The organism is Labrys neptuniae, assembly GCF_040797145.1.
GTDB lineage: Bacteria > Pseudomonadota > Alphaproteobacteria > Rhizobiales > Labraceae > Labrys > Labrys neptuniae.
The window spans coordinates 211,560-232,225 of sequence record NZ_JBFNQD010000003.1; the positions used below are offsets into that span (position 1 = coordinate 211,560).

The following is a 20,666-nucleotide window of genomic DNA, read 5'->3' on the forward strand; positions in this document are numbered from 1 at the left end:
TCGGGAAGCGATGATCGCAATCATTCTTCCACGTCCGAGCGGCAAAATCGAGCCCGCTCGAAGGGAGACCAGGGATGAACCGGCCGCATCGCCGCGCGGGCTTATTTCCCGCCGACGACCTGCTTGAAAATATCCCGCACCTGCGCCTGCGTCACGCCGATGACGGCGTTGAGCTCGTCGAAATCGCTGCATTCGGCCACGCGGCTGAGCAGGATCTTGCCCGTTTCGGATGTCTTGTCGGGATCGAGATTACCGCCGACACAAAAACGGATCACCTGGGAGAGAGCGGTGTAGAGCCGCCAGGCCTCGATGAGGCGCCGATGCGCCGTCTTGGCCAGCACGCCGGCTTCCAGGGCCTTGTCGAGGGCACGGCCGGTATTGGTATCGAGCATGGCCGGATGGGTGGCCGCATGCAGGAGCTGCAGGGTCTGGGCGATGAATTCGATATCGACCAGGCCGCCCCGGGCATTCTTGAGGTCCCACGGCCCGCGCCCGCCCTTCTCGCTTTCGAGCAGGGCCCGCATTTCCGCGACGTCCTTGAGGATCTTGCGCGACTCGCGCTCGACGGTGAGGATCCCGGCGATGGTCTCCTCGATCAGGCGACCGAACTCGGCGTCACCCGCGACGATGCGCGCTCGCGTCATCGCCATATGCTCCCAGGTCCAGGCTTCCTTGAGCTGGTATTCCCTGAACCCGTCGATATGGATGGCGACCGGCCCCTTCTGCCCGGACGGGCGCAGCCGCATGTCGACGGAAAAGGCCGTTCCCTCTCCCGTCGGGGCCGAGAGGGCGGCGATCAGCCTCTGCGTCAGCCGGGCGAACCAGACGGACGGGGCGATCGCGCGGGGTCCGTCAGTTTCAATGGCATCGGGATCATGGTCGTAGAGCACGATCAGGTCGAGGTCGGAGGAAGAGGTCAATTCCCCCCCGCCGAACTTGCCCATGGCAAGGATGCCGACGCGGGCACCGGGCGGGCTGCCATGGGCCTGCTTCAGTTCGGCGATGACGAGATCGAGCAACGCCCTGACCACGGCCTGCGCCAGGGCGGTGATCTGCTCGCCGACCAGCAGGGGATCGAGTTCTCCGGAAAGCAGGCGGGCGCCGAGCACAAAAATGCGCTCGCGCACGAAAATGCGCACCAGGTCGAGTTTGTCCTCATAGCTCTCGCCCGTCGCGAGCGCACCGGCGAGGCGCGAATCGATCCAGGCCTGAGCATCACCACCCTCGGCACCATGGTCGAGCAGGCCGTCCAGCGCATGCGGGCGCCGCACCAGCACTTCGGCCAGGCGTGGCGCCACGCCGAGCACGCGCGCGAGCACCGAAAACAGCTTGGCGTTGTTGCGCAGGATCGAAAAGAGCTGGTAGCCCGAGGGCATGCGGGCGAGCAGCCCGTCGAACACGAACAAGGCCTTGTCGGGACGCCCCTCCTTGGCCAACGCCTGCAGCAGAGCGGGCGTGAGTTCGGTGAGATCCTCGCGTGCCTTGGCCGAGCGCATGGCGGGGTAACGTCCGTGATGCCAGCCGCGGATCATCTCCGCCACCTGCGAAGGCGAGGCATAACCCAGGCGCTCCAAGGTCTTCAGCGTCTCCGGATCGTTCTCCTTGCCGGTGAAGACCAGGCTGCCGACATCGCTGGCGAGCGGCGCCGAGGCCTCGAACAAGCGGGCATAATGCTGCTGCACGGTCTCCAGGCGAGCGATCAGCGCCTTGGACAGGGCTTCCACATCGGCGTAGCCGGCAAAGCGGGCAAATTCCAGGAGTGCCTGCTTCTCCGCCGGCAGGCTGTGGGTCTGCTCGTCCGCCATCATCTGGAGGCGATGCTCCAACCCGCGCAAGAAGTCGTAGGCCTCGGTCAATTGGTCACGCGCCTCCGGCGTGATCCAGCCGGCTTCCTGCAGGGCGGCGAGCATGGCGATGGTGCCGCGCCCGCGCAGGTCGGGATTGCGGCCACCGGCAATCAGCTGCTGGGTCTGCACGAAGAACTCGATCTCGCGGATGCCGCCGCGCCCGAGCTTGAGATTGTGCCCGGCAACGGCGATGGCCTCATGGCCCTTATGGGCATGGATCTGCCGCTTCATGGCATGGACGTCGGCGATGGCGGCATAGTCGAGATGACGCCGCCAGATGAAGGGCACCAGCCCAGCCAGGAAACGCTCGCCCAGCGCGATGTCACCGGCGCAGGGTCGCGCCTTGATCATCGCCGCCCGTTCCCAGTTCTGCCCGACGCTTTCATAATAGCCATAGGCGGCAGGAAGCGAGATCGCGATCGCGGTGGCTCCCGGATCGGGCCGCAGACGCAGGTCGACCCGGAAGACATAGCCATCGGCCGTGCGCTCGGACAACAATTTGACCAGCCCCTGTGTCAGCCGCACGAAGAAAGGCGCCGGCTCCAGCCCTTCGCGCAAGGGCGCCGTTTCCGGATCGTAGAGGACGATCAGGTCGATATCGGATGAATAATTCAGTTCGAACGCGCCCTGCTTGCCCATCGCCAATGCCACCAGGCCGCAATCCCGGTCCGGATTTTCAGGATCGGACGGCAGGAAACGACCTGCGGCGGCGGCCTCCCGCAGCAGGAAACGCAAGGCCAGCGTCGCGCTTTCGTCGGCCACGCGCGTCAGGGCCGCCGTGACCTCGGCAAGCCGCCAGACGCAGCCGAGATCGGCAATGCCGATCAGCAAGGCTGCCTCCTGCTTGAGCAGGCGCAGGGCCCTCATGGCCTCGGCGATATCGGCCGCGGCGCTGCATTGAGCCTTGGCACGTGCGATCGCCTCTTCGAGCACCGCCCCTGGCGCTCCTGCCAGGATGCGCTCCAGGCGGGCGGAATCGGCCAGGGCCAGCCCCCACAGGAAGGGTGAGGCGGTGGCAAGCCCGGCCAGCACGGCATGGCCCTGCCCGCCCTCCAGCGCCGTTGCGACGGTCGGTTGGGCGGCCGGATCCAATACGTCCGTCAGATCGGCGAAGCGGGATTTGACACGACGTTTGTCTTCAATGGGAATCATGCCGCCGCCTCACCCTGCTTTCACGCTCTTCTTGTCGTTCCTTGGCGATAGCATTGGTTCAAACAATTCGCATACGCAAATGGCTGACTTCGAATGCCGTCGCTACGACGTAGCATGCTCTCGAGCAGGTGTCCGGTTCAGGAGCGAACGCGCAAGCCCGGGCGGCGCAGGGCGAGCTTGGACGGCACCGGCTCCTCGGCGGGCTTGTCGGGCAATTCCAGCACCACACGTAGACCCGGCTGGTTGTCTTCCAGGCGGATCGTGCCGCCATGCAGCTTCACCATGGCGGAGACGAGCGCCAGGCCAAGGCCGGAGCCCGGGCGCGTGCGGCTCGATTCCAGCCGGACGAAGCGTTCCAGCACCCTCTGCCGGTCGGCCTGCGGAATGCCGGCGCCATGATCGGCCACGCTGAGAATGACGCGCCCGTCGCGTTTCTCGGCCGCAATCGTCACGTCGCCAGCCGGTCCGCCCTCCTCCTTGGGGCTGTATTTGAGGGCGTTGTCGATGAGATTGGCCAAAGCTTGGCTGACCAGCTCGCGGTTGCCGTGCAGCGCCAAGGGCGATTGCGCCGCCACCACGATCCTGGCACCGCTCTCCTCGGCAACGGGTTCGTAGAGCTCCGCCACTGCATGCACGGCCTCGGCGACATCGAACTCGCTGAGCGCCCCGTCGATACGGCCGCCTTCCGCCCGCGCGATCATCAGGAGAGCGTTGAAGGTGCCGATCAACCCGTCTGACTCCTCGATGGTGCGATCGAGCGCAGCGCGATAGGCATCCTCGTCCTTCGCCGTTCGCAACGCCTCCTCGGCGTGATTGCGCAGGCGCGTCAACGGGGTCTTGAGATCATGGGCGATGTTGTCGGAAACCTCCTTGAGGCCCGCCATCAGTTCCTGGATGCGATCCAGCATGGCATTGGTCGTCGAGGCCAGCCTGTCGAATTCGTCATCCGTGCCTGCGACCTTGAGGCGGCGGGTGAGGTCCCCGTCGATGATGGAGCGGCTGGTGGCATTGATGTCGTCGAGGCGATGCAGCACGCGCCGCGCCACGAACCAGCCGCCGGCCACGCCGAGCAACATGATCAAGCCGACCGACCACAGCGCCGCATTGAACATGATCGCACGCACGCGGCTCTGCTCGTCGAGATCGACGCCGACGAGGAGCTTGTAGCCATCCTGCAGGGCAAAAACCCGCACCAGCGCCGTGCGCGGACCGGCCTTGCCGCCATCATCACGGCGATAGGGAATATTGCTGAGGCCTGGCTTATCGAGGACACCGTCGGGCAGTTCGCTGACATTGCCGACGAGCGCCTCCCCCTGCGGCGTGGTGAGCAGATAGAGCAGCGATCCCGGCCGGCGGGTGCGGGCCTCGATGGTCGAGGCCAGCAGCATCACGCCACCCTGGGCATATTCGTCACTGAGGCTGTTGATCTCGGCATTGATGGAATTGCTGATCTGCGAGCCGAGGAGGCGCTGGGCATTCCAGAAGAAATAGCCGAGCAGCGAAGCCGCGAACAGCGTGAACACCAGCAGATAGGCGGCCATCAGCTTGAAGGCCGTGGTTCGGATCAGTTTCCGCAGTCCGGTCACAGCCAGTCTTTCCGATTCAGCCCCCGACGCAGTGCTCCTCATCTTCACGCGGTGGAATCCTGCCGGGATGGCTTATTTCGCACTGTCGCGGATCATGTAGCCCGCCCCGCGAATGGTGTGCAGCAATGGCTTCTCGAAGCCCTTGTCGAGCTTGGAGCGCAGGCGCGACACATGGACGTCGATGACATTGGTGCCGGGATCGAAGTGGTAGTCCCAGACATGCTCGAGCAGCATGGTACGGGTCACCACCTGGCCGGCATTCTTCATCAGATATTCGAGCAGCCGGAATTCGCGGGGCTGGAGGTCGATCTCCTCCCCCGCCCGCTTGACCACATGGGACAGGCGGTCGAGCTCGAGATCGCCGACCCGATAGACCGTTTCCTCGCCCTTGCCGGGACGCCGGCGCGACAGGACCTCGACCCGAGCCAGGAGCTCGGAGAAGGCATAGGGCTTGGGCAGATAGTCATCGCCACCGGCGCGCAGGCCCTTGACCCTATCATCGACCTCGCCCAACGCGGACAGGATCAGGGCGGGTGTCTGCGTGTCTTCGAGGCGCAGGCGGGAGATCATCGAAAGGCCATCGAGTTTGGGCAGCATGCGATCGACGATCAGCACGTCATAGGGACCGTCCTTGGCCATGGCATAGCCGCTCAAGCCATCGGCAGCATGGTCGGCAACATGTCCCGCTTCCGAGAAGGCCTTGACCAGGTAGGCGGCTGCGTCGCGGTCGTCCTCGACGATCAGAATACGCATTTTGGTTTCAGACTCATTCAGATTTCGAGTTGAAGGCGTCTGAGACGAGCTTTGCCACATTTCGAGGTCACCTCATAGGGGCGCAATGATCCGCGCCCGCAGCATTCACACGGTGTTTTCAAGAATGCACCCCCCATCCCGATCTGCTCCGACCGGAGCGAACGGGGTGGGGGGGACATGGATTCGAGCCAAGGTGCCGTCACGGCCGCCCGTGACGGGCAGCCGCATCGGCGTTTCAGCTCGGATCAGGCCTTGCCGATCGGCAGGGCGACGAAGTGCAGGCCGTCATTGTTCTTCACGCGCAGCAGCACGGTGCGCTTGGAGTCGGCCTTGGCGCTCGAAAGGATCTCGCGAACCTCGCGCACATTGCTCACCGGCTTGCCGGCAATGTCGAGGATGACGTCGCCCGGGCGCAGCGATTCGGCAGCGGGGCTGCCTGGATCGACATCGGTCACGACCACACCGGCCTTGCCGGCACCGGCAACGGCAGCAGCCGGCGCCAGTTCGACGCCCAGGCTGGCGAGCGAGCTCTTGCCGCCGGTGTCGTCATCCTGCTGCGAGCGCGCATCGGCCAGCTGCTTGTCGCCCGGCAGTTTGCTGGTCTCGACCTTGACGCTCTGCTCCTTGCCGTCGCGCCAGACGGTCAGGTCGGCGGTCTCGCCGGGCTTCACATCGGCGATGGCGCGGGCAAGCTCGCGAGAATCGCCGACTTCCTTGCCGTTGACGGCGGTGATGGCATCACCCGACTGCAGGCCGGCCTTGGCGGCAGGACCGTTCTTGGTGACGTCGGCGATCAGGGCACCCGAAGCCTTCTTCAGGCCGATGGAGTCGGCGATATCCTGGGTGACCGGCTGGATCTGCACGCCGATATAGCCACGCGTCACCTGGCCATCGGCCTTGAGCTGCGAGACCACGCGCGAAACCGTCTCGGCGGGAATGGCAAAGCCGATGCCGATCGAGCCACCGGACGGCGAGTAGATCGCCGTGTTCACGCCGATGACGCGCCCGGAGAGGTCGAAGGTCGGCCCGCCCGAATTGCCGCGATTGACCGGAGCGTCGATCTGCAGGAAGTCGTTATAGGTCGAGTTGTTGAGATCGCGGCCACGCGCCGACACGATGCCCGCCGTCACGGTACCGCCCAGGCCGTAGGGATTGCCGACAGCCAGGACCCAATCGCCCACGCGCGGTTCGTTCTGCAGTTCGAGTTCGACAAAGGGGAACTTGCCCGCATCGTCCTGGACCTTCAGCAAGGCGAGGTCGGTCTTCGGATCGACGCCGATCACCTTGGCCGTATAGGTCTTGCCGCCATCGGTGACGACATCGACTTCCTTGGCATGGTCGACGACATGGTTGTTGGTCACGACATAGCCGTCAGCCGAGATGAAGAAACCGGAGCCCAGCGCCATGCCGAACTGCTTGCGAGGCCGGCCGGGCTGCATGTTGCCGCCACCGGGCCCGTTGAAGAAGAACTCGAACGGATTGGCCGGCGCACCGTCATTGTCGTCGTCGGAAGCGCTGGCATTGGTTTCGGTCTTGACCTTGATGGAAACCACTGCCGGCCGCACCTTCTGCACGATATCGGCAAAGCCCGGCTGCGCGACGCCAGACTGAACGGCTTGGCTCTGGGTCTGCGCGAAAGCGGGCGTGACGGATGGCATGACCACGAAGTTGCCGGCAACCGCGCCGGCGACGCCAAGGCCGAACACGGCAGCCATCAGGCGCGTGCGGCGGCGGGCGAGGATACCGGCCTTCGGCTTCATGTCATGATCGGATGAATTCATCGTGATAGGCTCCATAATGACACGGCCTTCCGTAGGGATAGACCGGTCGCCTTTGCTTCAGCGCCCCCATTCAGCGCCGTTGCCGGTGACAATGCCCTGACCAACATTACGGCTCTTTTTCCGCCGGATTACTCTTTAGTAAGACGCAGTTTTTCCCGCTCGAGAGCATGTCCCACCGGCTGGATGCCGGCCCCTGTCGTACTATAACCGCACATCCCACCGGACGGCACCGGTTTTCCGCGCCCCTTAGAATCCATCTAAACTATTGATGTTGCAGGGAAATTATTGATGGGATATCAGGTCCTGCATTGAGTTGACGCGCATCGCCCTCCCGAAGCGCGACTTCGTTTCCATTTCCGATGCCACGCCGATGACGACGTTCACCACGACCGATGCCCGTGACGACCTGATGTCGCTCTATCTGCGCCAATGGAAGACGCTGCGCAGCCTGCTGCGCAAACGCAGTGGCTCGCACGATCTCGCGGAGGAGGCCGTCCAGGAAACCTGGCTTCGGCTGGCGGACATGAAGGGAACGCGAAGCCCCATTCAGGACCAGCAGGCTTTCCTGCTACGCATCGCCGGCAACATCGCCATCGATCTCGCCCGCAAGGATCGTCGGCATTCGGCCCGCTGCCTCAGCGACGAAGCCATTCTCCAGGCGGTCGCCGACAGCGCACCGTCACCAGAGACGATCACGATCGATTGCGACCAATTGCGTTTCCTGGCCATCGGCCTGGCCAAACTCGCAGCCAAGCCACGCACGGCCTTGTTGCTGAATCGCTGCGACGGCCTTTCCCATCGGGACATCGCAAAGCGACTCGGCGTTTCCGAAAGCATGGTGACGCGCTACCTCGCCCAGGCGCTACGACATTGCCGCGACCATTTCCGCGCCATCGCCTGACCTCTCGGCCGAGCGCGTATAGATTGCCGGGAGCGGATGGTGACGAGAACGCCGACCAGACAGACGGAACCAGGCCAAGAGAGGCAGCAGGCCGATCTCGCACTCAGCGACGCGGCCATCGACTGGCTGGTTAGGCTCCATTCCGGCCAGGCTGGCAAAGCCGACCATGAGGCTTTCGCGGCCTGGCGCAGGCAGAGCCGCGAACATGAACTGGCTGCCCGCGAGGCCGAGACGATCTGGCATGGTATCCGCCTTGCCGGAGACAAGGTCCAGCGCAATGCCCGCGCCAAATTGACGAGACGGGCAGTGCTTGGTGGTGTGGCGATCGGTGGATTGGCCGTCGCCGGTTCCAGCCTTCTGCGCCAGCATCTGTTCGCCGACCACAGCACCGGTGCCGGAGAACGCGCGACGATAACCCTGCCGGACGGCTCCACCGCCCTTCTCAACGGCGACACCGCGCTGAATGTCTCCTTCGATGCCGCCCATCGGCACCTGGAACTGCTCGCAGGTCAGGCGCTGTTTCAAGTCCGACCGGACGCCGGACGGCCTTTCGTGGTGGCGGCCAATGGCGGGCAAGCGCGGGCCGTGGGAACCGTATTCGACGTCGACATCCGTTCGCAGGAAGTGGTCGTTACCGTGGTGGAGGGACAAGTGGACGTGACGGCCGGTGCCGGACCCGGCACGGGCGTACTCGCGGCAGCCGATCAGCGGGTGCGCTACGGAACAGGCCGGCAGCCCTTCGCGGCCGAACCCGTCGACGCCGAATCCGAGACGGCCTGGCGCAGGGGCAAGCTCATCTTCAACCAGAGGCCGCTGGGCGATGTCGTGGTCGAGATCGAGCGCCAGCGCCGCGGCAGGATCGTGATCACCAGCGCCCGCCTGCAGTCGCTGGAGGTGACCGGGGTATTCGAACTGGCCGACCCGGAATCCGTGCTCTCCACCCTCGAGGCAACGCTCCCCGTCAAGGTGACGCGGCTGCCCTTCGTCACCATCCTGCACTGAAGCCGCCTTCCCTCGAGCGCTTGGGACATGGTTCCGCTCCCCCTCTTCCGCGAGCACTTCGAAATTTTCCTGCCGATGCGCTGCAAGATCGCCGGTCTCGTTTCGTCCTGGAGATATGGGGGACTGGCAGACGTTTTCAGGAAACGCCTGCCCTCCCCCCTTTGGTCAGCGGGGCGGGATTGATGGACGGCAGAAGATTGGGACATAACAAGGGGTGCGGCTTTGGCGGCCTCACCAGGATCGCACTTTTGGGGTCGGTATCGATCGGCATGGTGCTGGCGTCGGCATGGTGCGGCGGCACCGCCTATGCGCAAACGTCACAGCAGGGCAGTATTCGCCTCGACATCCGCCAGCAGGACCTGGGCCCGGCGCTCACCCGCTTTGCCGATCAAGCCGGGTTGCGGTTGCTGTTCGCCTCGTCCCTGGTCGCCAACCGGACCAGCCCTGCCCTATCAGGCAGTTACACCCGCGAACAGGCGCTTTCGCGCCTTCTCGCGGGCACAGGCCTCTCCTACAGCTTCACCAGCGCCAACACCGTGACCATCAGCGGGCGTGCTGCCGGCACGGCGGCCCCGCTTGCCGATGACGGCTCGCTGGTCCTCGACGTCATCACCGTGACGGCCGGCCAGGGCGGCAATCAGCAGGAAGCCCCCTACGAGACGCCGGCGCCCACCGCCTACATTTCGGAAAAGGCCATCGAGCGCTTCCGGGGATCGAGCCCGGCCGACATCTTCCGGGGCACGCCGGGCGTGACATCGGGCGAAGCGCGCAACGGTGCCGGTGCCATCGACGTCAACATCCGCGGCATGCAGGGCATGGGCCGCGTCGCGGTGACGGTCGACGGAGCCGAGAATGCCGTGACCGTCTACCAGGGCTATCAGGGCACGTCCAACCGCACCTTCGTGGACCCGGACCTGCTCGGCGGCATCGACATCACCAAGGGGTCGGACGTCACCTCCAACGGCATTGCCGGCACGGTCGCCATGCGCACGCTCGATGCCGCCGACATCGTGCAGGACGGCAAGAATTACGGCGTGCGCGTCCGTGGCGGTTTCGGCACCAATACCTCTTCGCCGAAAGCCGGCGCAGTGGCCGGCTACCAGTGGCCCTACGCCTCCTGGGCCTCCCCGGTGGCCACGCCCTCGCCGACCGGCATGGACCGGCCGGCCCTCCTGTCGCCGACGAGCGGCTCGGGCAGCGTCGTGGCTGCGGTGAAGGAGGAGAATTTCGACCTGATCGCCGGCTACGCCTATCGCAAGCAGGGCAATTATCATGCGGGAACGAACGGGCCTTCCGCCTATCCCATCCATCTGGGGCCACGCCGCGTCTGCTCCACGCCCACCTACTGCCAGAACTACACGGACTATATCGACAATGGCGGCATCGCCAATTATCGCGCCGGCGAGGAAGTGCTGAACACCCAGCTGGAGACGCAATCCTGGATCGCCAAGGGAACGGTGCGCTTCGGCGACGGCCACAGCGTGCAGCTCGGCTATAACGGCTTTCGCAGCGAGGCCGGCGACCTTCTCGCCTCCCGGCTCACCAATGACCGGGGCCAGGCGGTCCAGCAGGCACAGACCACCGGAACCTCGGTGGACAGCGTCACGCTGCGCTACCGCTGGAAACCTGCGGACAACGACCTCATCAACCTCAAGACCAATCTGTGGTGGAGCAAGCTGGAGATGCGCAATCCGCTGCGCGCCGGCTACAGGCCGCCCAAGCCGGGGGACTTCCGCTCCGGGTCCGACACGGACATGTGGGGTGCCGAGATCACCAACACCTCCAAATTCCAGCTGGCCTATGGTTCGGCCGACCTGACCTATGGCCTGTCCTATCGGGGCGAGGACACTCGCCCGAGCCGCGGCACCAAGGAGGCCGAAACCTGGCTGGACCTGCGCGACGGCATCCGCCATGAAGCTGCCGGTTTCGCCAAGGCCGCCTGGCGGCCCGCCGACTGGCTCACCCTCAACGGGGGGCTGCGCTACCAGTATTTCTGGTCCGAGGATCGCAATGCCCCCGAACTGGTGCGCCCCGACTACACCTACGACACCAGGCTGGCCAAGGGCGGCATCAGCCCCTCGATCGGCGTGACGGTCGAGCCTTTCGACGGCACCCAATTCTACGTCAACTATTCCAATGCGATGCGGCTCCCCAGCATCATGGAATCGGTCTCGGCCTTCACCATGAACGTCAATTCGCATCTGAAGCCCGAGCGTTCCAGCAATTGGGAAATCGGCACCAATCTGCGCCGGGAGGGCCTGCTGTCGGCGAATGACAAGGGCATGCTCAAGCTGGGCTATTTCGACTGGACCGTCGACGACTACATCGCGCGCCAATGGTACACCTTTCCCAACGGTGTCTCGGGCATGCGCATCTTCAACATCGATCGCGCCCATTTCTCCGGCCTGGAACTATCCGGCCGCTACGAACTCGGCGGCTTCACGGCGGATCTGGCGGCCAATTACTACACCAATGTCGAGTTCTGCCGCACCGCCGGGACCTGCGAGAACAAGTCGCTCTATGCCGACTATTCGACCAACCATATTCCGCCCCGCTATTCGCTGGCGCTCACGCTGTCCCAGAAATTGATGGACGATGCGCTCACCGTGGGCGGGCGGATTTCCCATGTCGGCGCGCGCGCCATCGGCCATGGCGACGTGACGGCGCAGGGTGCGTCCCAGTTCATCGCCCTGGTCGACTGGAAACGGCACACGTTGGTGGACGTCTTCGCCGAATACAAGTTCAGCAAGAACCTCACGGGCAGCGTCCGCGTCGAGAACCTGACCGACCAATATTACGTCGACCCCCTGAGCCTGGTGCAGCAACCGGGCCCGGGGCGCACCTTCTACGCCTCGCTGACCGCCACATTCTGACGGCGCCGATGAACACGCTACGCGAGGCCAGCTATCCCACGATAGCCCCGGCCGGGCTGGAGTGCGTACCGGAAGGCGCCCCATCGTGACCGATTGGCAAACCGTCTCAGGCTCCAGGAGCCGCCTCGCGGATCTGGCTCTCTGGGCCGGTTCGGGTCTTGTCGTGCTCAGCCTGCACCTTGGGGTTGCCATCTGGTGTCTGTGGCCGTCGCCGGCGGCGCCTTCCGCCGATGCTCCGCCGCCGGCGATCATGATCGAGCTCGCGCCGACCCCGGAGGCGATGCAGACCCAGACCAACGAGATCTCTCCCGACCTGCAGGCGGCGGAGCCCCAGGCGGCAAGCGAGGCGGTCCCGGCGCCCGAGGAGCCCGTGCCCGCCGACCCCATCGAGGAGGTCCAGGCTCCGGAGCCGGTGACGGAGGCGGCCGAGCCGCAGCCGACAATGGAAACGCTGCCGACGCAGGTCACGCAGGCCGAAGTACAGCTCCCCCAGCAGCGGCCCATCGAGGTGAAGGCGAGGCAGCAGACCACTCTCCGGGCAGAGCCGAAGAAGCCGCCCAAGCAAAAGCCAGCCAAGCCTCGTCCTCAGCACGCCCATGAAGCTTCGAAGGCAGCCGTCGTGGCACAAGCCCAGGCCAGTCAGTCGAGCCGCAACGCAGCCCGGCAAACCAGCTCCGGCCAGCTGTCCGGCCAGGCGCCGGCGGAGTGGCGCTCGCAGTTGATGGCGCATCTCGAACGGCGCAAGCGCTATCCGGCCGGCGCCCGTTCGCGCGGTGAACGCGGTATTGCCTATGTCCGCTTCCGGATCGACGATAAGGGCAACGTGCTGGCAGCCTCGCTCGCCCGCTCCTCGGGTTCTGTCGAACTCGACCAGGAGGTACTGTCCCTGGTCCGGAGGGCCTCGCCCGTTCCCCCGCCGCCGGCTGGCGTCAGCCGGACCATCACCGCGCCGGTTCGGTTTGATTCAAGGTGAGATCGGTGCACGAGCAACCAGGCAAAGCAGACAGGGCCATGGCGGTCCAACGATTGTCCAAGCTCGATCCGCGATGAACCTTGCTGGCCGAGCGATGTTCTATGAAGGCTGCCTCTCTGTCATGGTTCCGCTTGGGCTGGAGAGGAGCGCCACCGACCTGATAGCAAAAGGAAACGACTTGATGGCCAAGGACAAGGCGAAGGCATTGAAGACGGCGGATCTGCGGGTCCCCACCGATCTGGGTTCCAATGCGACAAAGGATCTGTCAGGCGCACTCACGACGTTGCTTGCCGACGTGTTCACCCTTTATCTGAAGACCAAGAATTTCCACTGGCACGTCTCGGGCCCGCATTTTCGCGACTATCATCTGCTGCTGGACGAGCAGGCCGATCAGATCTTCGCCATGACCGACGCCATCGCGGAGAGGGTCCGCAAGATCGGCGGCACCACGCTGCGCTCGGCTGGCCATATCGGGCGGCTGCAGCGCCTGTCGGACAATGATGCCGATTTCGTCACGCCCGGCGACATGCTTGCCGAATTGCTCGACGACAACAAGCGCCTGGTCGGCTTCCTGCGCGAGACCCACGATCTGTGCGACGAACACCGCGATGTCGCGACCGCCAGCCTGATCGAAAACTGGATCGACGAAACCGAACGCCGGGCCTGGTTCCTGTTCGAGACCGGCCGATAGCAAAGCTCTTCAGCACCGCGAGCTCGGCAGCCGGGGCGATCCGATGCTGCAGGCTATTGTTGTCGCATCGCTTTTGCCGAAAATCAGCGTCCGCTTTTCGGCACGATGCTCTAGCCTTCCCGCTTGAGAATATCGTCGACCCTGGCCTGCTCATCCGAACTGAGCGGTGCAGGAGCGGCAGCGTGCCGCCGCCGCGTCGACAGGAAGATGGCGATGCCACCCAGCAGCAGCAATGCCGGCGGTCCCGACCACAAAGCGAGCGTTCGCCATTCCAGAGGCGGCTTCAAGAGGATAAAATCGCCATAGCGGGCAACCAGGAAGTCCTTGACTTCAGCGTCGCTGTCGCCGGCCTTCAAGCGTTCGCGCACGAGGATGCGCAGATCCTTGGCGAGCGAGGCATTCGAATCGTCGATCGACTCGTTCTGGCAGACCATGCAGCGCAGCTGCGCCGACAACGCGCGGGCGCGTGCCTCGAGGGCCGGGTCGGGCAAGACCTCGTCCGGCTGCACGGCCAGGGCCGGCAGTACCATGAGGCCGAAAAGGCAGGCGAGGATGAAACGCTTCGCCATCGCCTACTCGGCCGGTTGCATGGTCTGGGCAAGCCGGCGCGCCGGCTTGGGAGCGCCGACGCGCAGGCGACGGTCCGACAGGGACAACAGGCCGCCCAACGCCATGATCAGGCAGCCGAGCCAGATCAGGGTGATCAGCGGCTTGTCATAGAGCCGCGCCGCAATGGCACCATCCGGCAGATTGTCGCCGAGGCCGATATAGATCTGGTCGAAACCATGGGTGCTGATGCCCGTTTCCGTCACCGGCATCTGGCGCGCCGGGTAGAAACGCTTGGAGGACGTCATACGGCCGATCTCGACGCCATCGCGGCGGATGACGAACTGCGCCTCGGTGGCCGTATAGTTCGAGCCGCGCCTGGGTACTGCGCCGACATAGGTGGCCTGGAAGCGTCCGAAGCCGGCGGTATCGCCGGGCTTCATCGCCACGATGGTCTCCGATTGCCAGGCCGAGGCGGCAACGACGCCCATCAGCGTCACGCCGACGCCGAAATGGGCAAAGGCCGTGCCGAAGGCCGACCGCGGTAGGCCGGTTGCCCGGCGCAGGCTGGATCCCAGCGGCTCGCGGAACAGCTTGATGCGCCCGGCGATCTCGACCACCGCTCCCGCCATGATGAAGAAGGCGAGGCCCGCGCCGAGCGGCGCCAGCACCGGCCCGCCTTGCTTGAGCCATAGCGTCACCAGCGCGGCCAGGATGGCGAGGCCGATCGCAGCAGCGAGGCGCTGCATGGCACCGGCCAGGTCACCGCGCTTCCAGGCAAGGAAGGGGCCGAACGGCATCACCACCAGCACCGCCAGCATCAGCGGCCCGAAGGTCAAGTCGAAGAAGGGCGGACCGACCGACACCTTGCCGCCGGTCAGGGCCTCCAGCGCCAGGGGATAGAGCGTGCCGATGAACACGGCAAAGCAGCTCACCGTGAGCAGGAGATTGTTGAGGATCAGCGCGCCCTCGCGCGAGATCGGCGCGAAGATGCCGCCCTGCTTCAGGGCTGAAGCGCGCCAGGCGAACAGGCTGAGGCCACCGCCGATGAACAGCACCAGGATCGCCAGCATGAACACGCCGCGCCTGGGATCGGTGGCGAAGGCGTGCACGGAGGTGAGCACGCCCGAGCGCACCAGGAAGGTGCCGAGCAAGGAGAGCGAGAAGGTGAGGATGGCGAGCAGGATCGTCCACACCTTGAGGGCATTGCGCTTTTCCATCACCAAAGCGGAGTGGAGGAGCGCCGTACCGGCGAGCCACGGCATCAGCGAGGCATTCTCGACCGGATCCCAGAACCACCAGCCGCCCCAGCCCAACTCGTAATAGGCCCAATAGGAGCCCATGGCGATGCCCAGGGTCAGGAAGATCCAGGCCAGCAGGATCCAGGGCCGGACCCAGCGCGCCCAGGCGGCATCGATGCGCCCCTCGATCAATGCGGCAGCCGCAAAGGCAAAGGCGATGGAGAAGCCGACATAGCCCAGATAGAGAAGCGGCGGATGGATGGCGAGGCCGACATCCTGCAGGATCGGGTTGAGATCCTGCCCCTGCATCGGTGCCGGCGTGAGGCGGGTGAAGGGATTGGAAGTGAGCAGGATGAACAAGAGGAAGGCAGCGCTGATCCAGGCCTGCACCGCCAGCACGGTCGCCTTCATCGTCGGCGGCAGGTTGCGGCCGAAGGCGGCCACCAGCCCGCCGAAAAACGCCAGGATGAGGACCCAGAGCAGCATCGAGCCCTCATGGTTTCCCCACACGCCTGTGATCTTGTAGAGCAGCGGCTTGGCCGAATGGGAATTCTCGAACACGTTGGCAAGCGAGAAATCCGAGCTGACATAGGCATAGGTCAGCACGCCGAACGCCGTGGCAACGAAGAGAAGCTGGAACAGGGCGGAACTGGTGCCGATGCGCATCAGCCCGAGATCGCCCGCGCGAGCGCCCCACAGCGGCAGCACCGACTGGATCACGGCGAGCGTGAGGGCGAGAACGAGTGCGTAGTGGCCGGCTTCGACGATCATGGCTTCTTCCCGTAGGCGCCGCCCTCTTCCCAGTGGCCTTGCGCCTTCAGCGCATCCGCCACTTCCTTGGGCATGTATTTCTCGTCATGCTTGGCCAGCAGCGTATCGGCCTGGAAGACACCGGCGCTGTCGACCACGCCCTCGGCCACCACGCCCTGCCCCTCGCGGAAGAGATCGGGCACGATACCCGAATAGACGACCTTGATCGACTTGTTGGTATCGGTCACCGTGAAGGCGATCTCCGACGCGCTGCCGCGCTGCAGGGAGCCCTGCTCCACCAGGCCGCCCAGCCGCCAGCGCTGGCCTGGCGTGGTCTGCTTGCCGACGATGTCGCTCGGACCGGCGAAATAGGACATGGTGCCGCCCAGGCTGAACAGCACCAGGCCCACCGCAGCCGCGAGGACCACACCGGCTGCGCCGATCATCGCCAGACGTCTGCCCTTGCGCGTCATAGACCCAATGCCTTCGAAAGCTCGTCCATCTGCCTGACGGCATCGGGCGAATTGGCCAGGGCCTTGCGGGCATCCGCGAGCGCAGTGCGGGCATTGTCCGCCTGCCCGAGCACGCTATAGGCCTTGATCAGCTTCATCCATTCCTCCGGGCTGCCCCCTTGCGATTTTAACCGCTCGGACAGCCCGGACACCATGCCCTGGATCATTTTGCCGCGCTCCTGCGGAGTCATCGCCTGGGCTGCCCTGACATCGTCCTGTGAAGGGCCGCGTGCAGCCGTATCGGGAGCGGCGCCATCGGGAGCAGATCCGGGCTGCCCGCCGACCCTGGCGATTTCCTGCCGCAGGAAGTCGGCAGCATTGGGATTGTCGGCAATCAGGGCCTGCCAGGCCTCGATCGCCCCGTTCTTGTCGCCGTCCTGCTCCCTGGCGAGGCCGAGGAAATAGGCAGAACGGAATTCCTTGGGATCGAGCTTGAGAGCCCGCTGGAAGGCGGCCTTGGCATCGGCCGTCACCATGCGGTCGGCGGCAGCGACGACGGCGACGCCGAAATTGGCCTCGCGTTCGGCGGTCGATCCCAGCAGCCGCAGGGCATTGGCATAGGCCTGCTTGGCATCTTCGAAGCGCTGCTGGCGCAGATAGATCTGCGCCATCAATTCCCAGCCGCGGCCATCTTCAGGATTCTCCGCCAGCTTGGCTTCGACCCGGGCCACCAGTTCATCGAGCGAGGCGTTTTCGATATTGTCGTCCAGCCGGGCCGCCAGGGGCTGGTCGGGACTCGACGGCGAGCCGAGATAGGCATAGAGCCCAAGGCTGAGCAGCGGGACCGCCACCAGGACGACGCACGCGGCAAACCTCCGCCGCCCGCTGGCCGCCTGCGCGGCCGGCTGCCGGTCCTTCTCGGCTTTCTCTCCCTCATCGGCCTCGATCAGCCGGCGGGAGACCTCGATGCGGGCGGCCTGCGCCTCGCTCCCGGCGATCAGCCCGCGCTCGAGATCGCGATCGATCTCGGCCAACTGGTCCTTGTAGATGGCGACATCGGATGCCTGCGGCGTCACGGCGCCGCCACGCTGCGCCAGCGGCCACAGCAATGCCAGAGCTGCGAGGCCGGTCATGGCGGCCAGGGCTATCCAAAGGAGCATTCGAGATCTCTTGCGCTGGCCATAAGGCCTAATTTGGGCGTTTCAAACGCGCAGAGACGCCTTATCACCCATCGGCTGCGGGCAGCGTGCGCGACCGCACCCCCGCCCGCCCAGATATCGCCGCAGCAAAGCGCGTTCATGACCGAACACCTCTTCGCTCCGGCTTGTCGTCCCGACGCGTCGCTGCGATTCCCGGCCCTTCCGCCCAATCGCAAAACGCCTCAGCTGTTGACCCAACCGCCATCCGGCTGCCGGCACGCCGTCGAACGGGCGACGCTCGGCACGCCGTCCTTGTAGACGGTCTGGGAATATTGCCGGCACGGAGCCGCACCCTGGTTCTGCAGTGGCCCGGCCACCACGCTGCCATGGGTGGTGGCGTTGCTGTCGCTCTTCCAGTCGATGCTGACCTTGGCCTTGCCATCCAGGGCCGTGCGCCGAGCCTGCTCGGCGCGGGCGCGATCGGCGGGATCGAGGCTGTCGAGGATCGGCGAATTGCTGGTGGCAGGCGTGGGCGGCGCGGCAGCGACGGTCGGCTGGGTGGTCGAGCTGGTAAGCCCGCATCCTGCCAGCGGCAGCGCCACCACAGCCAGGCCAAACAGCTTGACGATCGATTTTGTCATAGGACCCCTGACCTAAGCATAAGAGCATAAGCTGTCGGCAGCCTTACACGCAAAAACGCCCCGCGCCAACCGTCTCTCAGTGTCGCAAGGGGCAGGTGTTCCGCGTGATACGAGAAAGTGATCCTGATACCGGCCCAACCGGTTTTGCGACTTGGTGGAACCACCAGAAATCGCAAAGACGCGCCGGACTGGAGAAGTCGAACCAACAAGTGTTCGCATCTGAACGTGTTTGGTTCTAGACCGTCGCGCCTTCACCGCTTCGCGAGGATGGCCGGGCGCCGGCTGTTGGTACCGGCCCCTGCAGGGCGGGAATATCGAGGATGGCCCGCAGACCGCCGATCGGTGCTTCATCGAGATTGAAACGGCCGCCATAGAGCGAGACGAGATCCTGTACGATGGCGAGGCCGAGGCCGGTGCCGGGCTTGGTCTCGTCGAGCCGCTTGCCGCGCTGTCCCGCCTCGGCGCGCTTCTCGGGTGACAGGCCCGGTCCGTCATCGTCGATGATAATCCGGGCGAACATCGCGCCATCCAGGTGGAACGCCTCGGTCCGGATCATTACCTCGCTGATCGACCATTTGCAGGCATTGTCGATGAGATTGCCGGTCATTTCCTCGATGTCCTGCTTCTCACCGCGGAAACGCAGCGCCGGATCGACCTGAACCGTGATCTTCAGGCGCTTGACGGCATGGATTTTCTCCATGGCCCGGACCAGCCCCTCGATCACCGGTGCGATCTCGGTCACCGTTCCCACCACGCTGACGGCGGCGGCGATGCGCGCGCGCTGGAGGTGGTGATCGATCTGCTTGCGCATCACGCCGACCTGTCGGCCCACCTGTTCGGCCAAGGGACTGGCCGGCGCCGTACCCGCCTCGTTGGCGATGACGGACAAGGGCGTCTTCAGGGCGTGGGCGAGATTGCCGACATGGGTGCGGGCCCGTTCGACCACTTCCCGGTTGGCGTCGACCAGCGCATCCAGTTCACGCGCAAGCGGCACGATCTCGTCGGGTAGGTCCGGCGGCAGCTTGGCCGCCTCGCCAGTGCGCATGCGCGCCAGCGCACCGCTGATGCGCGAAAGCGGCCTAAGGCCGAAGCGTACCTGCAGCAGAATCGCAGCGAGCAGCCCGACGCCAAGTGCGGTAAAGGTCAGCAGCAGCGAATATTGAAAGTCGGAAATGGCGCTGTCGATCTCATCGGCAGGGCCGGCCAGGGTTACCCGGTAGCGGCCGTCCTCCCCAAGATCGATCAGACGCTCGACGGCACGCAGCCGGCGATCGTCCGGGCCCTTGATATAGCCCTCGCGCACACCGCTGGGTTCGCCGGGCGTGTTCTGGTCGTCGAGGCTCGGCAGGGTCGCCTCGAACAGCGATTTGGATCCATTGGAAGCCGGCTTGTCGAGGCGGTTGATCTGCCAGTACCAGCCCGACAGCGGCAACTCGAAACGGGGCTCGCCCATGGCGCCTGGCGCCGTGCGGTCGCCCACATCGGCGCCAGCGATATCGGCGACCAGCGTCTTGAGATAGACATGCAGGCGCTCGTCGAAGGAGCGCTCGGTCGCATGCTGGTAGACGGAGGAGAGCACCACGCCCGCCACCACCAGCACCACCACCACCCAGGCCGCGGCGGCGACGAAGAGGCGGAAGGCCAGCGAGCGTGTGGTCATACGCGCATGGCGTCCGGCGGCGTGAGGATATAGCCCATGCCGCGCACGGTCTGGATCACATCCACACCCAGTTTCTTGCGCAGCCTGCCGACGAACACCTCGATCGTATTGGAATCACGGTCGAAATCCTGGTCGTAGAGATGCTCGACCAATTCGGTGCGCGACACGACGCGCCCGGTATAGTGCATCAGATAGGCCAGCAGCCGATATTCATGCGAGGTGAGCTTGATCGGGTTGCCGTCGACCACCACGCGGCCGGCCCGGGCATCGAGGCGCACGGGGCCGCAGACGAGTTCATTGGTGGCATGGCCGGTGGTACGGCGGATGAGCGCGCGAAGACGTGCCAGGACCTCTTCCATGTGGAAGGGCTTGGCGACGTAATCGTCCGCCCCCGAATCGAATCCCATCACCTTGTCGGACCAGCGATCCCGGGCGGTCAGAATCAGCACCGGCATCACCTTGCCGGCGCGGCGCCAGCGGTCGAGCACGGTAATGCCGTCGAGCTTCGGCAGCCCGACGTCGAGCACAACGGCATCATAAGGTTCGGTATCACCGAGGAAATGGCCTTCCTCGCCGTCGAAGGCCCGGTCGACGGCATAGCCGGCCTCTTCAAGCGCCTTGACCAGTTGGCGGTTGAGATCCTGATCATCCTCGACCACGAGAAGCCGCATCGGTATT

Annotated in this window: 16 protein-coding genes; 5 read left to right on the plus strand and 11 right to left on the minus strand. The window is 65.1% G+C overall.

Annotation, left to right across the window (positions count from 1 at the left end; all coding sequences use genetic code 11):
- Nucleotides 1-101: 101 nt before the first annotated feature.
- The 4 genes from ABXS05_RS11720 to ABXS05_RS11735 all read right to left on the minus strand — a co-directional run bounded on the left by ABXS05_RS11720 (nt 102) and on the right by ABXS05_RS11735 (nt 7,119).
- Nucleotides 102-2,999 carry a bifunctional [glutamine synthetase] adenylyltransferase/[glutamine synthetase]-adenylyl-L-tyrosine phosphorylase gene (locus ABXS05_RS11720; protein ID WP_367624044.1) on the minus strand — a complete coding sequence of 966 codons (2,898 nt, stop codon included), beginning with the start codon at nt 2,997-2,999 and terminating at the stop codon, nt 102-104.
- A gap of 137 nt (nt 3,000-3,136) precedes the next feature.
- Complete coding sequence (locus ABXS05_RS11725; RefSeq protein ID WP_367624045.1) at nt 3,137-4,585, minus strand: sensor histidine kinase; 1,449 nt, start codon at nt 4,583-4,585, stop codon at nt 3,137-3,139.
- A gap of 72 nt (nt 4,586-4,657) precedes the next feature.
- Nucleotides 4,658-5,338 carry a response regulator transcription factor gene (locus tag ABXS05_RS11730; RefSeq protein WP_068296804.1) on the minus strand — a complete coding sequence of 227 codons (681 nt, stop codon included), beginning with the start codon at nt 5,336-5,338 and terminating at the stop codon, nt 4,658-4,660.
- A gap of 245 nt (nt 5,339-5,583) precedes the next feature.
- The gene (locus ABXS05_RS11735; protein ID WP_367624046.1) at nt 5,584-7,119 is read right to left on the minus strand and encodes a Do family serine endopeptidase; all 1,536 of its coding nucleotides are present in this window, start codon (nt 7,117-7,119) and stop codon (nt 5,584-5,586) included.
- A 370-nt stretch (nt 7,120-7,489) separates the two neighbouring features.
- Between ABXS05_RS11735 and ABXS05_RS11740 the strand changes: the two genes are divergently transcribed.
- The 5 genes from ABXS05_RS11740 to ABXS05_RS11760 all read left to right on the plus strand — a co-directional run bounded on the left by ABXS05_RS11740 (nt 7,490) and on the right by ABXS05_RS11760 (nt 13,559).
- Nucleotides 7,490-8,020, plus strand: coding sequence for an RNA polymerase sigma factor (locus ABXS05_RS11740; RefSeq protein ID WP_367624047.1), 531 nt, complete (start codon nt 7,490-7,492; stop codon nt 8,018-8,020).
- Nucleotides 8,021-8,059: 39 nt separating this feature from the next.
- A complete protein-coding gene (locus ABXS05_RS11745) occupies nt 8,060-9,022 on the plus strand; it encodes a FecR family protein (RefSeq protein ID WP_367624048.1) in 963 nt (320 codons plus the stop codon).
- A gap of 182 nt (nt 9,023-9,204) precedes the next feature.
- Nucleotides 9,205-11,895: a TonB-dependent receptor gene (locus tag ABXS05_RS11750; protein ID WP_367624049.1), complete on the plus strand. Its 2,691-nt coding sequence runs from the start codon at nt 9,205-9,207 to the stop codon at nt 11,893-11,895.
- Nucleotides 11,896-11,980: 85 nt separating this feature from the next.
- The gene (locus tag ABXS05_RS11755) at nt 11,981-12,868 is read left to right on the plus strand and encodes a TonB family protein (protein ID WP_367624050.1); all 888 of its coding nucleotides are present in this window, start codon (nt 11,981-11,983) and stop codon (nt 12,866-12,868) included.
- A gap of 181 nt (nt 12,869-13,049) precedes the next feature.
- The gene (locus ABXS05_RS11760) at nt 13,050-13,559 is read left to right on the plus strand and encodes a Dps family protein (protein WP_068296793.1); all 510 of its coding nucleotides are present in this window, start codon (nt 13,050-13,052) and stop codon (nt 13,557-13,559) included.
- Nucleotides 13,560-13,669: 110 nt separating this feature from the next.
- On the opposite strand, the gene ABXS05_RS11765 is transcribed toward ABXS05_RS11760, so the two are convergent.
- The 7 genes from ABXS05_RS11765 to ABXS05_RS11795 form a co-directional block, all read right to left on the minus strand.
- On the minus strand, nt 13,670-14,128 hold the full coding sequence (locus tag ABXS05_RS11765) for a cytochrome c-type biogenesis protein (protein ID WP_367624051.1): 459 nt from the start codon (nt 14,126-14,128) through the stop codon (nt 13,670-13,672).
- A gap of 3 nt (nt 14,129-14,131) precedes the next feature.
- The gene (locus tag ABXS05_RS11770) at nt 14,132-16,117 is read right to left on the minus strand and encodes a heme lyase CcmF/NrfE family subunit (RefSeq protein ID WP_367624052.1); all 1,986 of its coding nucleotides are present in this window, start codon (nt 16,115-16,117) and stop codon (nt 14,132-14,134) included.
- The gene (gene ccmE, locus ABXS05_RS11775) at nt 16,114-16,569 is read right to left on the minus strand and encodes a cytochrome c maturation protein CcmE (RefSeq protein WP_068296783.1); all 456 of its coding nucleotides are present in this window, start codon (nt 16,567-16,569) and stop codon (nt 16,114-16,116) included. Before ccmE ends, ABXS05_RS11770 begins: the two co-directional genes overlap by 4 nt.
- The gene (gene ccmI, locus ABXS05_RS11780; RefSeq protein WP_367624053.1) at nt 16,566-17,708 is read right to left on the minus strand and encodes a c-type cytochrome biogenesis protein CcmI; all 1,143 of its coding nucleotides are present in this window, start codon (nt 17,706-17,708) and stop codon (nt 16,566-16,568) included. Before ccmI ends, ccmE begins: the two co-directional genes overlap by 4 nt.
- A 221-nt stretch (nt 17,709-17,929) precedes the next feature.
- Nucleotides 17,930-18,328 (minus strand): hypothetical protein, encoded by a 399-nt coding sequence (locus ABXS05_RS11785; RefSeq protein ID WP_311933362.1) that lies wholly within the window; start codon nt 18,326-18,328, stop codon nt 17,930-17,932.
- A 235-nt stretch (nt 18,329-18,563) separates the two neighbouring features.
- The gene (locus tag ABXS05_RS11790) at nt 18,564-19,988 is read right to left on the minus strand and encodes an ATP-binding protein (RefSeq protein WP_367624054.1); all 1,425 of its coding nucleotides are present in this window, start codon (nt 19,986-19,988) and stop codon (nt 18,564-18,566) included.
- Nucleotides 19,985-20,659: a response regulator transcription factor gene (locus ABXS05_RS11795; protein WP_068296769.1), complete on the minus strand. Its 675-nt coding sequence runs from the start codon at nt 20,657-20,659 to the stop codon at nt 19,985-19,987. Before ABXS05_RS11795 ends, ABXS05_RS11790 begins: the two co-directional genes overlap by 4 nt.
- Nucleotides 20,660-20,666: the final 7 nt, after the last annotated feature.

Excerpts from the sequence above, each read along its gene's own strand:
- ABXS05_RS11720 (WP_367624044.1), bottom strand. The coding sequence starts at position 2,999 with ATGATTCCCATTGAAGACAAACGTCGTGTCAAATCCCGCTTCGCCGAT.
- ABXS05_RS11730 (WP_068296804.1), bottom strand. The coding sequence starts at position 5,338 with ATGCGTATTCTGATCGTCGAGGACGACCGCGACGCAGCCGCCTACCTG.
- ABXS05_RS11735 (WP_367624046.1), bottom strand. The coding sequence starts at position 7,119 with ATGAATTCATCCGATCATGACATGAAGCCGAAGGCCGGTATCCTCGCC.
- ABXS05_RS11740 (WP_367624047.1), top strand. The coding sequence starts at position 7,490 with ATGACGACGTTCACCACGACCGATGCCCGTGACGACCTGATGTCGCTC.
- ABXS05_RS11750 (WP_367624049.1), top strand. The coding sequence starts at position 9,205 with ATGGACGGCAGAAGATTGGGACATAACAAGGGGTGCGGCTTTGGCGGC.
- ABXS05_RS11760 (WP_068296793.1), top strand. The coding sequence starts at position 13,050 with ATGGCCAAGGACAAGGCGAAGGCATTGAAGACGGCGGATCTGCGGGTC.
- ABXS05_RS11765 (WP_367624051.1), bottom strand. The coding sequence starts at position 14,128 with ATGGCGAAGCGTTTCATCCTCGCCTGCCTTTTCGGCCTCATGGTACTG.
- ABXS05_RS11770 (WP_367624052.1), bottom strand. The coding sequence starts at position 16,117 with ATGATCGTCGAAGCCGGCCACTACGCACTCGTTCTCGCCCTCACGCTC.
- ccmE (WP_068296783.1), bottom strand. The coding sequence starts at position 16,569 with ATGACGCGCAAGGGCAGACGTCTGGCGATGATCGGCGCAGCCGGTGTG.
- ccmI (WP_367624053.1), bottom strand. The coding sequence starts at position 17,708 with ATGCTCCTTTGGATAGCCCTGGCCGCCATGACCGGCCTCGCAGCTCTG.
- ABXS05_RS11785 (WP_311933362.1), bottom strand. The coding sequence starts at position 18,328 with ATGACAAAATCGATCGTCAAGCTGTTTGGCCTGGCTGTGGTGGCGCTG.
- ABXS05_RS11790 (WP_367624054.1), bottom strand. The coding sequence starts at position 19,988 with ATGACCACACGCTCGCTGGCCTTCCGCCTCTTCGTCGCCGCCGCGGCC.
- ABXS05_RS11795 (WP_068296769.1), bottom strand. The coding sequence starts at position 20,659 with ATGCGGCTTCTCGTGGTCGAGGATGATCAGGATCTCAACCGCCAACTG.